The 12,691-nt window shown below is 47.9% G+C and carries 13 protein-coding genes and 1 tRNA gene; 10 read left to right on the top strand and 4 right to left on the bottom strand.

Going from position 1 to position 12,691, the window contains the following annotated elements:
* Nucleotides 1–47: 47 nt before the first annotated feature.
* Nucleotides 48–275: a hypothetical protein gene (locus EFB08_RS06705; protein WP_125077669.1), complete on the top strand. Its 228-nt coding sequence runs from the start codon at nt 48–50 to the stop codon at nt 273–275.
* Entirely contained in the window at nt 209–691 is a 483-nt protein-coding gene (locus tag EFB08_RS06700) for a YdcF family protein (protein ID WP_165864818.1), read from the top strand. Before EFB08_RS06705 ends, EFB08_RS06700 begins: the two co-directional genes overlap by 67 nt.
* Here the strand turns inward: EFB08_RS06700 and EFB08_RS06695 are convergent.
* Entirely contained in the window at nt 682–2,061 is a 1,380-nt protein-coding gene (locus tag EFB08_RS06695) for an NAD-dependent succinate-semialdehyde dehydrogenase (protein WP_193553962.1), read from the bottom strand. The genes EFB08_RS06700 and EFB08_RS06695 overlap by 10 nt on opposite strands.
* Nucleotides 2,062–2,272: 211 nt before the next feature.
* Between EFB08_RS06695 and EFB08_RS06690 the strand changes: the two genes are divergently transcribed.
* The 5 genes from EFB08_RS06690 (at nt 2,273) to EFB08_RS06670 (ending at nt 6,417) form a co-directional block, all read left to right on the top strand.
* Entirely contained in the window at nt 2,273–2,818 is a 546-nt protein-coding gene (locus tag EFB08_RS06690) for an RNA polymerase sigma factor (RefSeq protein ID WP_317125586.1), read from the top strand.
* 2 nt (nt 2,819–2,820) lie between these two features.
* A complete protein-coding gene (locus EFB08_RS06685; protein WP_123126169.1) occupies nt 2,821–3,660 on the top strand; it encodes an anti-sigma factor in 840 nt (279 codons plus the stop codon).
* Nucleotides 3,661–3,823: 163 nt separating this feature from the next.
* Nucleotides 3,824–4,441 (top strand): DUF2064 domain-containing protein, encoded by a 618-nt coding sequence (locus EFB08_RS06680; RefSeq protein WP_123126168.1) that lies wholly within the window; start codon nt 3,824–3,826, stop codon nt 4,439–4,441.
* 134 nt (nt 4,442–4,575) lie between these two features.
* Nucleotides 4,576–5,274 (top strand): DUF2461 domain-containing protein, encoded by a 699-nt coding sequence (locus EFB08_RS06675; protein ID WP_123126167.1) that lies wholly within the window; start codon nt 4,576–4,578, stop codon nt 5,272–5,274.
* 255 nt (nt 5,275–5,529) lie between these two features.
* On the top strand, nt 5,530–6,417 hold the full coding sequence (locus EFB08_RS06670) for a PD40 domain-containing protein (protein ID WP_123126166.1): 888 nt from the start codon (nt 5,530–5,532) through the stop codon (nt 6,415–6,417).
* Between the two features lie 85 nt (nt 6,418–6,502).
* Here the strand turns inward: EFB08_RS06670 and EFB08_RS06665 are convergent, their stop codons facing one another.
* From EFB08_RS06665 to EFB08_RS06655, 3 genes are all read right to left on the bottom strand, one after another.
* Nucleotides 6,503–7,810 carry a metal-dependent hydrolase family protein gene (locus EFB08_RS06665; RefSeq protein ID WP_394342954.1) on the bottom strand — a complete coding sequence of 436 codons (1,308 nt, stop codon included), beginning with the start codon at nt 7,808–7,810 and terminating at the stop codon, nt 6,503–6,505.
* The gene (locus EFB08_RS06660; RefSeq protein ID WP_123126165.1) at nt 7,803–8,729 is read right to left on the bottom strand and encodes a PhzF family phenazine biosynthesis protein; all 927 of its coding nucleotides are present in this window, start codon (nt 8,727–8,729) and stop codon (nt 7,803–7,805) included. The genes EFB08_RS06665 and EFB08_RS06660 overlap by 8 nt, the downstream gene beginning before the upstream one ends.
* A gap of 152 nt (nt 8,730–8,881) precedes the next feature.
* A complete protein-coding gene (locus tag EFB08_RS06655) occupies nt 8,882–9,685 on the bottom strand; it encodes a DUF1206 domain-containing protein (protein WP_123126164.1) in 804 nt (267 codons plus the stop codon).
* A gap of 1,583 nt (nt 9,686–11,268) precedes the next feature.
* Here EFB08_RS06655 and EFB08_RS06650 point away from each other — a divergent pair.
* From EFB08_RS06650 to EFB08_RS06635, 3 genes are all read left to right on the top strand, one after another.
* Nucleotides 11,269–11,351 (top strand) — tRNA-Leu (locus tag EFB08_RS06650).
* 507 nt (nt 11,352–11,858) lie between these two features.
* Nucleotides 11,859–12,167 carry a hypothetical protein gene (locus EFB08_RS06640; protein WP_125077668.1) on the top strand — a complete coding sequence of 103 codons (309 nt, stop codon included), beginning with the start codon at nt 11,859–11,861 and terminating at the stop codon, nt 12,165–12,167.
* Between the two features lie 14 nt (nt 12,168–12,181).
* Nucleotides 12,182–12,526, top strand: coding sequence for a hypothetical protein (locus tag EFB08_RS06635; RefSeq protein WP_123126161.1), 345 nt, complete (start codon nt 12,182–12,184; stop codon nt 12,524–12,526).
* Nucleotides 12,527–12,691 lie beyond the last annotated feature (165 nt).

Genomic DNA, 12,691 nt, shown 5'->3' with positions numbered 1-12,691 from the left:
TGGGGCTATTTTTAAGAAATCAGCCTAAAAAGAGATTGTTCTTTAGGATGGGTTTTGTCTTGCTGCTTTTGTTTACCAACCCTTTCCTGAGTAACGAAGCGTGGCTGGCCTGGGAGCCGCGGGCTGTCCTGATGCAAGACGTGAAGACCTATGATGCCGGTATTGTGCTCACGGGCGTCACCGAGGTGAACAAGGCCCGCATGACCGGGTGCATTACAACGAAGGGGCAGAGCGGATTCTGGAAGCCATTCAGTTGTATAAGATGGGGAAGCTGAAGAAAATCATTGTTTCGGGCGGCTCCGGGGCCCTCAAAGACGTGGAACGTACCGAGGCCAGCAACCTGCAGCAAACCGCCCTGTATGCCGGAGTACCAGCTACTGATTTACTCTTGGAAGAACGCAGCCGCAATACCCGCGAGAACGCCACATTCACCCAGGAATTACTCAGCCAAAACCCACAATTAAAGAACTTAGTCCTCATCACCTCTGCGTTTCACATGCGCCGGGCGAAGGGTTGTTTTGAAAAAGTGGGCCTGAAAACCGACACCTTCCCCGTCGATTTCCAGACCCATGACCGTAGCTTTCACCTGGACGATCTCTTGATTCCAAGTGCCGAGGCCTTGTATGATTGGGCCCGCCTTATTCATGAGTGGGTGGGGTACATCACCTATAAACTGCTGGGCTATTCCTGAGGCAAATCAACCCAGATGGTTTTCTGGTTCACAAACTCCCGGATGCCCAGGTAAGACAGTTCACGCCCGTAGCCCGATTTCTTCACGCCACCAAAGGGCAAAGCTGGGTCAGAGGCCACAATGGCATTCACAAACACGGCTCCGGCCTCTACCTGCTTTGCCAGTTCCTGTCCACGTTTAATGTCACCCGTCCAGATGGAACCCCCCAACCCGAAGGGAGAGTCGTTTGCGATCCGGATGGCGTCTTGGGCATCCTCGGCCACAAACACCAAAGCCACCGGCCCGAAGAACTCCTCTGTATAGGCTGGATTGCCCGGTTTAATGTCGGTGAGGATGGCAGGGTGGAAGAGGGCCTTCTCCGGGTCGGGCTGTCCGCCTTCCAGGTATAGCTTGGCACCAGCATCTACGGAGCGTTTCACCTGGTCGGTGAGTTCCTGGGCCAAATCCACGCGGGCCAATGGACCGTAATCAATATCCTCGTCTTCCAAAGGGTTGCCGGTGCGCTTTTTCTGCATGTTTTTAGAAAAAGCGGCCAAAAACTCCTCGGCAATAGGTTTCTCCAGGATGAACCGTTTGGCGGCAATGCAACTCTGGCCGGTATTGATGAGGCGGGCGTTGGCGGCTTTTTTGGCCACGGCTTCCACATCGGCATCGGCTAAAACCACGAAGGCATCGGAGCCGCCCAGTTCCAGCACGGTTTTCTTGATCTCGTTTCCGGCCACCGAGGCCACCTTCGCCCCGGCGCCTTCGCTACCGGTCAGCGTTACCGCTTTCACTCGGTCGTCTTTGATCAACTGCTCCACCTCTTTTGACCCGATGAGCAGCGACTGGAAGCATCCGTGGGGAAAGCCTACCTTGTCAAATACTTCCTGAATGGCCAGGGCACACTGCGGAACGTTGGAGGCGTGTTTCAGCAAGCCCACGTTTCCTGCCATAAGCGCCGGAGCCGCAAACCGAAACACCTGCCAGAAAGGAAAATTCCAGGGCATCACCGCCAGCACCGTACCCAAAGGCTCAAAGGAAATGAAACTGCGCACGGCACTGGTCCTGATCTCTTCGTCTTGCAGGAACTCCTCGGCATGTTGGGCATAGTAGTGGCACACCATGGCGCACTTGTTTATCTCGCCTCGGGCTTGCGCAAGGGGTTTCCCCATTTCAAGGGATATGGTGCGGGCGTAATAATCTGTGTTGCCGGCAAGTTCGTCACCGGCGCGTTGCATGAGGGTGGACCGTTGAAGGAAAGTAGTGGTGCGCCAGCTTTGGAAAGCCGCCTCGGCCCGTTGCAGGGTTTCTTCTATCTCCTGCGGCGAAGCTGCCTCAAAGGTTTTTTCTATCTGATTGGTATATGGATTGACCGTTTGGATGGGCATGGTTTTAATACTTTAGGCTTTGTACTTATTTGAGGGAAAGAGAATAACTTGCCAACGGGTTGTCCGTAGAAATACGCTCATGATACCAGCTGATGATCGGTCTCTTCAAAACATATTCTACCTAACTGTGTTAAAAGAGTTACGTAAGGGTAGGAACTTTCCCCCTGTGCCGCTTCAGTCATCACTGCCTTTAGGCCTAAAATTATAGTTGTTGGACTCAACCTTACATATTACTTCTGAAGAGGAGCTGGTGGCGCAATTGCGGGCGCAGGACCAGCGGGCTGTCACTCTTCTGTACCGTAACTACTCAGCGGCGCTTTACGGGGTAATCCTCCGGATTGTAAAGCAGGAGGAGGTAGCCGAAGATGTACTCCAGGAAAGCTTCGTGAAGATCTGGTCTGCTTTCCATACCTATGACGAGCAGAAAGGACGGCTCTTTACCTGGATGCTCAACATTTCCCGTAATTTAGCTATTGATAAAATCCGCTCAAAGCAATATCGCGTAGGTTCAAAAACGCAACCCATGGAGAACACCGTCACCTCTCACATGGTAAGCGCCGATGGTTTCAAACCAGATCACATTGGGTTGCAGGAAATGACAGAGCAGTTGAACCCAGACCAGAAAGTTATTATAGATTTGATGTACTTTAACGGTTTCACTCAAAGTGAGGTGGCCGAAGAGTTAAACATTCCGCTGGGAACGGTGAAAACCCGGGCTCGGATGGCCATCAAATTCTTGAGCAAATTAATCAAATAGCGTTGAATACACAGGAGTATATAGATTCAGGGATACTGGAGCTGTACGCAGCCGGTGGTCTCACGCCCTCAGAATACGAGCAGGTGGAGCGTATGGCTGCGCAGCACCCAGAGGTACACCAAGCCCTGGAGGAGTGCCTGCGCACCATGGAAGCCTATGCGCTCACCCACGCCAAAGCCCCGCGCCCTGAATTAGAAGATCAGATTTTACGGCAGTTGCAGGCCCAAACGATCAAACCTGAGGTAAATGCGGCTACTTCAGGAAAGGTGGTGCCCCTGAATACAGAGGCGGAAAACCATCCTTCGGAAACGAGTGGAACCCGTTGGTGGCAAATAGCCGCTGTGGTTCTGCTTTTGATCAGTGCCGCCGCTAACGTGTACCTGTACAGTAACCTTCAGGCCACCCGCCAGGAACTGGTGAGTGCGCAGCAAACCACCCGCCAGTATGCCTTGCAGGTAAACCAACTTGAAAACCGAAGCCTTTACTCAGAAAGCCTGTTGGGGGTTCTTCGGCACCCCAGGACCCAGGCGGTGCAACTGAAAGGTGTAACCCAACATCCCGAGGCCCAAGCCATCGTGTTCTGGAACCAGGAAACCAAGGAAGTGTATCTAGACCCTGCAAGGCTTCCGGCCGCCCCATCGGGTAAGCAGTACCAGCTTTGGGCGCTGGCCCAAGGCAAACCGATTGATGCCGGCATGGTTAAAACCTCTGATAGTACCTTACTCCGGATGAAGTCAATTGAAGAAGCCCAGGCCTTTGCTGTAACCTTGGAACCCGAGGGAGGCAGCGTAAATCCCACCCTGGAGGAAATGTACGTGATGGGCAACAGCAGCAGCAAGTAAGCCTTCCACAGGAAACCAGCAAATTGGATTAATAGAAAGTAGTTCTTGCCTGTTTTAAGACCCTTTTGTTAAAATGGGGCTCAAAGCAGGCAAGTTTTCTTTGAGAATGCGCGTACGTTCTGTAGGTTTATCTGCTCGCAGAAAGCTTAAGTATAAATTGTAAATGGGGAAACGTTTACTGCTCAATTTCCTGAAACCTGGCTCTAACCCCAATCCCGGAACTTACCTAGTAGGGGAAGCAGGAGAGAAGGACCGCTCTCAACCAAACGAACTTCTAATCTTAAGCACGCACCTGGTGTCCTCCTTAAATGCCGTCCAGTGGAACTGTGCTACAAACCATGATACAGAATTAAGAAAAAGCCAAACGGAGGAACCTTCCCCTAGGGTGTCATCGGTGCCGGCTGGTTTGGGTTTCCAATTACATACCCTATTTGCTAATGGATTGGTGGAAGGGTACTCACCCATTGTCCTGATCTTGGGAAACAACCCTGAAATTCCCTCTGAGTTGCTGGAAAAAGCTTTTGAAGAGTTGAACCAGAATGACCTTGTATTGGGGCCAACCACGTCAGGAGGTTATTACCTGTTGGGACTCAACTTTCTGGTGCCGGAACTATTCACTAACACTCACTGGAACTCAGACAAGATGTTGGAGTCCACCGTGGCTGCCGCCATGGAATTGAGCCTTCAAGTATCATTCTTGCCCACTTTACTAAACGAGAAAGCAGAAGAGGAAAACCAGTATTTGAGTACTTTTGAAAAAAAGCTAAGGCCAGATAAATAGCGCAATAATAAAAGACAGGATTTACTTAGCCACCCCGCTGTTCTCTGCCTGAACTTGCCGCTGAGGCGCGTCAGAACTTACTTTGCTTCTCCCTTGTTCTCAATCCATGGCAAAAGCCAATCCCAAGAGACCTCATGAAAAAACACTTAGATCCTTCTACCTTAGATTTTATCCGTGACCTTCGGCTGAACAACCAGCGCGATTGGTTTGAGGTGAACCGAAGCCGCTACGAAGCTGCTCGGCAGGATTTCATCTCATTTCTGAAAACCCTTCTGCAAGGAGCTTCCCAGTTTGAACCCGCTCTGGAAGGACAGGAACCAAAGGACCTCATGTTCCGGATTTACCGCGATGTGCGTTTCTCCAATGACAAACGTCCTTACAAAGACCATATCTGCGCCTACATGGCCGAAGGTGGCCGCAAAACCATTAACCCCGGATTCTACCTGCACATCAGCCCGAACGATGCCTCTTTTTTGGCTGGCGGCGTTTGGATGCCCCCGGCCCCTGAACTCAAGGCCATCAGGCAGGAGATTGACTACAACTATGAAGAACTGAAGGGGATCATCAACACCCCTGAGTTCCGCAAATATTACGCAGGAATAGCCGGCGAAAAACTGAAAACCACGCCCAAGGGCTATGAAAGCGACAACCCCGCCATTGACCTGCTTCGCCATAAAAGCTGGAACACCACCTACATGCTCACCGATGAAGTAGTCACCAGTGAACGCCTGTATGACGAGTGCCTGGCCGCTATGAAAGCCGTGAAGCCCCTGAACGATTTCTTCCTTCGGCCCATGAAGGAGCTGAAAGAACTCAAGGCCGAAGAAGTATAAAGGTGCTTTTAGGCTATTTTCAGGAAAATACCCCAAAAACAAGAAAGCGTCCCACACAATGGGGCGCTTTCTTGTTTTAACACTTGCCCAGGAAACTTCCCATATTGTGATACCGGATTTGTGATAAGGCTAAATAGTACCGATGTTTAGGAACTTTACCACCTATAAAATTAAAAGCAGGGCAAGTCTTTTCAATCAAAAACAAGTTGCTTGTTCCTGGCTTAAAATATATGTTAACTAAAGCGCTTTTCCGTTATGATATCCCTTAGCAAACGCTTCCTGCTTTTCTTAGTATGCCTGGCACCGGCCGGAGCCATGGCGCAAGCAATTCCAGATACCGACATCTATTTGGTGACGCTCAAAAGCCAAAAGGAAGGCCTGCAAGTGGGAGTTCCGACCAATATCACCCAGCGGCCCGGCTACGACAACCAACCCAGTTTCACCCCAGACGGCAAGTCTATTCTCTTTACCTCACAGCGTGAGGGGCAGCAGACCGATATTTTCCAGTATTTCCTGGCAGGGAAGACTACCCAACAACTGACCCAAACCCCCGAGGCCGAGTACTCTCCTTTGGTAACTCCAGACGGTAATTCTTTCTCGGTGGTGCGCGGAAAAGAACAGCACTTGTGGCGCTTTCCCTTGAAACCAGGAACCGGCCAGGCTACATCCTTGATGGAAATGCCGCAGTTGATCGGCTATCATGTCTGGTACAACCAGGATACTTTGCTGTTAGCGGCATTTCCAGAGCAACCTCCCATGAGCCTGTACCTGGCTGTACCTTCCACTAAAACTACCGTGAAACTGGAAGAATCGGTGGGCCGAAGCCTGCATAAGGTTCCTAAGAAAGCAGCGATCTCCTACCTGGTACCCCTTTCTGATTCTATAGCCGAGATCAAGCTTTGGAACCCCAAGACAGGCGAGAAGGAACTACTCATCCAGGCTCTGCCAGGAAGCCAGGATTATGCGTGGCTACCCGATGGCCGGCTGCTCATGGCCCAAGGCGCGAAACTCTTCGTCTACCGCCCCGGCACCGATCCCCGCTGGAAAGAAGTAGCCGATCTAAGTAAAAGCGGCATCAAAAACATCACCCGCCTGGCGGTAAGCCCTCAGGGAAACCACCTTTCCTTTGTAGCCAATCATTAGAAACTTCCTCTAAAAGAGAAATCCGCTTTGGGCCTGTTTTACAGAAAACAAGCCCAAAGCGGATTTCTCTTTTTAAAGCAGAGCCTTAAGGCTGCCGATAGATTTGGCCGCCTTTCATCACCAACTGTACTTTACGGATCGCCGCCACATCCTGGGTTGGATCTCCTGAGACCGATATCAAATCAGCGAGAAGGCCAGCCTTAACCATACCCAGGCGATTGTCCAGGTGAAATCGTTTGGCGTTACCTGAAGTAGAGGATCGCAGTACCTCCAGTGCGGGCATACCATAATTCACCATCAACTCCAGTTCGCGGGCATTGTCGCCGTGGGGGTAAACTCCCACATCGCCACCCATGACTATGGGTACTTTGGCGGCAAGGGCAGCCTTGAAGTTGGCCCGTTTTTGGGCGATGCGGGCTGGTTCAGGGTCTTGCCCTTTACGCCAGCCGTTGTATTGCAGAATGGCATCGCCGGCGGCAAGGGTAGGGCAGAGGGCCACATCTTTTTTGGCCATCAGTTTGAATACCTCCTGCGTAGCACCGTCCCCGTGCTCAATAGTTTCTACGCCGGCTTCCACGGCCCTGCGCATTCCTTCGGGGGTGCTGGCGTGAGCCACTACAGGTCGTCCACTACTAGAAGCAATCTCAACTATCAGTTTCAACTCGGCTAGGGTGAAGGTTGGCATGGCTTCACCGTTGGGTCCCCAACGGGAATCGGCGTAGACTTTCACCAGGTCGGCCCCTTTGCCTATTTGGTCGCGTACCACGCGGGTGATGGCATCAATTCCGTCGGCGGCCTCGGCTCCCTGCGGAACCTCGAAGGCGGGATCAAAGCCCTTGGGCCCGTAACTGCCCGTCGCGATCATTGCCTTGCCGGCCACCAACATCCGCGGTCCCGGGATAATGCCTTGGTCTATGGCTTGTTTCAATCCCACATCGGCGTACTCGGCACCTTCGGAACCAAGGTCACGAACGGTAGTGAAACCAGCCAGGAGCGTGTTTTTAGCGTGTACCGTGGCGCGGGCAACCCGCAGGGCATCGGCTTCTTTCAAGACCTGATCGTTCCAGGAGGTCTCGTTGTAAGGGTGCAGCAACAAGTGGGAATGTCCTTCTATGAGTCCGGGCATCAGGGTTTGGCCGGATAAGTCCAGAACTCGGGCATTCTGCGGAAGGGTGGTTGACTTGGCAGGTCCGGCGGAAAGGATTCGTTCGCCCTGCACCACTACTACCCAGTCTTTCTGCAGGATTTGTCCGTCAAAAACTTGGCTGGGCTTTAAGACAAACACCGAATCGGTTTTGGGCTTGTTTTGGGAAAATCCCTCTGAAAACGCCATCGCTACCAACAGAAGAGGCAACACTCCCTTCAGGAAACTTCCTTTGAAGAGCTTACACATACCATACCCCCTTCGCGATAAGTTGCACCTGACCCCCTACTTTCAGGTCAAAATGGTCACCGGCGGTTAAGCGGCCTTGCAGTTTTATGGTAGCGTTGCGGTTGATCTCATACCCTTGCTCCACCAGCAGGTCTAACTCCTCTTTCTGAAAATACCGATGCCGAAGCAGATAGGCAAGTAAACAGCCGTTGGCACTGCCTGTGGCGGCGTCTTCAATGACTTGGCCATTTTCCAGGGCCAGCATGCGGGCGTTTACCTGGTGTTCTGGGGAGTAGGTCTCAGGGCAGAAAAAGTAAAGCGCAACCGAGAGGCCATCTGGGCGCTGAGTTTTATACAATCCGTACTGCTGAAGAAAGGCCAGGAGTTTGGCGGGTTGCACCTGCAGTTGCTGAATATCGGTTAATCTCTTCAGCGGAACGATCAGGAAAGGCAATCCGGTAGATACTTCCTGCACCGGAAAATCAGGATGAATCGTGTCTGGGGAAACCCCGAGCAGGTGAGCCACGGCTTCTCGGGGAATAGGCTCCCCCAAGTTGGGTTGGATTTGCTGCATCATCAAAAAGGCTGGCTTTTCTACCTGATAGGAGAACGAAACGGGAATCTGGCCCACCTTCACCTGCAACCGGACCTCTGGTACCTGCTTCTGCAGCAGAACTTGCTGGATGACGAAGGCAGTGCCCAATGTAGGATGCCCGGCAAAAGGAACTTCGTATTCCACCGTGAAAATTCTGGTAGGAAAGGCATCGTCAACCGGTGTTTCAGACAAAATGAACGATGATTCGGCGAACCCAATTTCCTGAGTGATTTGCTGCATTTGCTCGGTGCTCAGGTTCTGGGATTGTAGAAACACAGCCAATTGGTTTCCCTTGTAAGGAGCATCGGCGAAGACGTCTACAATGTAGTAGGGTATGGTTTGCATGGCCGGAAGTTAACAAGTATCCGGCAGAAGAAATAGAACCATGGGCTTTGGACCTAGTTTTCAGAAAACAGATCAAAAACCAGACCGGTGTCTTCTGCCCTGGTTCGGGAAAGGAGACACCGGTCTGGTCTATGGTTTCTTTGGTTGTGCCATTAATGAATGGAGATGTTGCTATACCTGGATTGCACAAACATAAAGATTCCATAACCAATTAAGCCCAGCGCAACAATGGCTAATAAGAGATTCCCAAAGGGGGAGGTTTGTAGAAAGGAGAAGGCACTTTCGGTACCTCCGGCTTTATTGGGCTGCTGTAACCAGGCCGCTTTTACAAACAAGAAACCCACAATTCCGAAGACAATTCCTCGGGCAGAGAACCCCGCCTGACCGGCTTTTTTGAGGACATCAAACCGGTCACGGGGAAGTCCGGTAACATCCTTCATAAAGGACGCAGTAATACCTTTGTACAATTGATTTAGCCCTTTTCCTATAATAATTAACCCGATAATGATGGCCATATATTTACCGAAGGGTTTGTCTAGTAGGGTGGAAAGCATGTCCTTTTCCCGGGAGCCCCCACCACCAGATCCTCCTCCATCACCAGTGGCCATTTTGAAGGCGACAAAAGCAAGTGATCCGTAAAGTAATCCGCTAATAGCATAACCAATCCGCTTCAACATCCCTTTTGAATCAGAGCCTTTGTTCTCTGTGTCTTTAATAGCCTGAATGAATCTCCAAAGCGCATACCCCAACAAACCAACCGCTAAAATACCCAGTAAAAAACTACCTCCAGGGAAACTCTTTACCTGAAGAAGAGCATCTGAGTTAGAGGCTTTCTTACCACCCATTCCTAAAGCCGACATGGCAGTTAGCGCACCAACCAAAATGTATACTATACCTTTGGCTACATACCCTGCCTTGGCGAGCGATTCAATTTCATGCTTTCTTTGTCCGTTCATTTGATTGTTTGTTAATGTATTTAAAGGCGATAGTTGAAAGGTAATAACGTTTTAAGCTAAAATATTATGAGGTTATATAAATCCTTAATATGGTAACGTGTCTGTAAAAATTTGATTAGTTGTTTCTGTTCTAAAGCCTAATTGAACTAACGTTAAAAACAGTAGTTTACTAGAAGGACTTTTTATTAAATAATTAATTCACTAGTAATTAAATTAAAATTATTTAAAGCTCTTTTGCTTTCCTTGTGTATTGATAATGATATTAGCAAATACCTTTATGAACAGGCGTTGATTCCAATTTGAACCTTCTTGAACCACATCTTTAGAGATTCCTTAACTTAAAGTAAAGCATGGGGTTTGAAAGCATAATGCATTGAAAAGCAATCGGAAAATATTCTTGTTTAAATAAATTACTTTAGGTATGCTCTTGTTTTGGTGAAGAGGGTATCTAAGAACCTATTTGATCTGGTACTTCAAAGAATCTGTCCCTTACCAGAGATTTCTGGTGAAAGAACTTTTCTCTTCCTTAATAAATACGGACTAAGTTAATTGGAGTTGTTAACAGCAAGATTTAGGATGCTTAAAGTGTTAGGTGAAAACTAAGTTTTGGTTTATACTTTGCTGATGCTTGCTACCTTATATTTCTGATAGGAATACATACTGACTTAGGATGGACTCCAAATAAGGAAAGATTATAAGTATTTTGAATGAATATAATAAGATATGCTTTAATTTCTTATAAGATTAGGTATAATGTTTTGTATTTGCTTTAATATATTTAAATAAATACCCGTGAAGTTTTAATATTAAATAGTTATATTATTTTTTAGTTATAAATTAATTAAAACGATAATCATTGAGTTGTCTTACAAGACTTTTTTTATAAAATTTTTAAATGTATAGGGTATGCATATCTAAAAAACAACAAGTTTTTTATTGATTAAAGAGTACTATTTTTATTTAATTTAATTTCTAAATGAATTCTTAATGATGGTGAATGTAAAAGGATTAGCAGATACTATTGTTTTGTTCAACTAATTTGAAATAAGATATGATCTGTGTAAATAAATATTGCTTAAGCTTGGTGGTTGTATGGATTAAAATACACTTAAAGTAATTGTTATATATATTGGTTAAGATTGAAGTAAAATAGTAGATTCTATAATGTTTAGAAATATTTCGTAATTAAAGATATGGGATAATAATGTAGCAAATTTAATTGCATGTTTGGCTTTGGGAGGATGTAAGCTTAGAGATATTGAATTAAGTTATTTATTACTGGTTGGATTAAAATGGATTTTGGTAAACCTTGATTTTCCTTTTTGTTAAGTTGTTTATTTGGCGTTTTTTTGGAAAAATGCCAAATAAACAACTTATTCATAATCAGTTTTTCTTGAGTGAACTTGTTCTGTACATTCGGCGCTTTAAGTACATAATTAGAGGCAATTGTTTGTAGTATCCATTACAATAATGGAGTGCAGGGTGCTTTGATGGGTCAAAACTTTTTTAAAAGAACTTGCAGGGAAAGGAAGGAAATAATACATTTGTACCACAAAACGGGGAAGCGACCTTGTTTGTGCTTTGCGCACGTGGTGAAACTGGTAGACACGCCATCTTGAGGGGGTGGTGCCCTACGGGTGTGGGAGTTCGAATCTCCCCGCGCGCACTGATTAATTATGAAAGCCCTGTAACTTAGATAGTTACAGGGCTTTTTTGTTTTGGTGTGTGTAAAAGTGTGAGTATTTCAGATCAATTCCATAAGAATTTGAATATATTTTGGTAGGAATGCCTTAGGGTATGTGTCATTAGAATAGCACCTAATTTTTGATATAGCTTACATATTCCTTCAGGTTACCTTTCTTTATGGTTCCTCCATTCTCTAAACCCAACATTTTAAATTTTGGAGGCATTGATACGGAGACAAGCCCGGTTTCCTGTGTTCCTAAGACCAGCTGTAGGTAGATTGACGTCTTGGCTGCGTTTGGGAGCAGGTACACATAGGCGAAACTTGGTGTGCGGTTAAGGATGGCGTCCTCAATCTCCTTTGTTTCCATTATCCGGTAATTCAGTCCGTAGTTCTCCTGTATCTCCTGTTAACAGCCATCTGGGAAGCGGCAGCGAGGTGGAACTCTGAGGGGTTGGTGTGGGTTTCTCTGGGGACCAAACTACCCAGATGAACAGGAACGAGAACCATTTTTTGTTGCTGGGCCTCCTTCTCCGGGAGGCCAAAGAACACCAGTTAAAAAAGTCAAGCACCCAAGCCGCTTTTGACCTGCTGGATGAGATCAAGAAAACAATCTCCATAATTAACTGCGAAGATGAACAAGACGGGATAGCCCTTTTGGAGTTAGGGTCTGCCTCGAAGAACCTTTCGGTTGCCGAGGGTCTGCTATACCAAGGGAAGGTTACCCATGCGCTTACGCTCACAAAATTCAAATTGACTAAGCTTCTCAACAAAGCGCCTTTGTTTGGGCAACCGTAGGTATCTTTGCCCCTGTGAACGAATTCAAGGTATACTACATCAGAACCAAGCGTACAGAAAAGGCAGACTGGTACATGGCCGGCTTCCTTGAGCGGGATGGGGTGTACTTTGCCAAAGGCTACCTCTACTCCAAACTAGAGAGCAGGTACAGCAAGATCTTCGATGGGCAGGTGCACGGCGTAAAACCGGCCTTGGCGAAGCAGTTCCTGAATAAGCATCCGGGTATCAATGGCTATGCCTCCACCGGCTGGATGAACTATCTCAAGATTAGCGAGCGGTCTCCTTTTGGAGAGGACGTGATGGCCAGCTTTCGCAGTGCGCTTACTCTGTTTGAGGCGCAGTATGACCTCGCCCCGTAGTGGCTGCTGGTGTTTAGCGTGGCAAGGGGGAGGTAACAATAACTTAATTCCCTACATCCAAACTTAACACCCCAGCAACATGCCCTGCCCTACCTTTGGACTGTTAAAAATGGTTTTTGGGGAGATGGTGGTTCGTCTCCCTTTTTTTTGCCTAACTCTCCCCTT

It is taken from the genome of Rufibacter latericius (assembly GCF_003721515.1).
Taxonomy (GTDB): Bacteria; Bacteroidota; Bacteroidia; order Cytophagales; family Hymenobacteraceae; genus Nibribacter; species Nibribacter latericius.
Note: the sequence above shows the minus strand (reverse complement) of the source record. Positions and strands in the feature narration are given on the sequence as shown.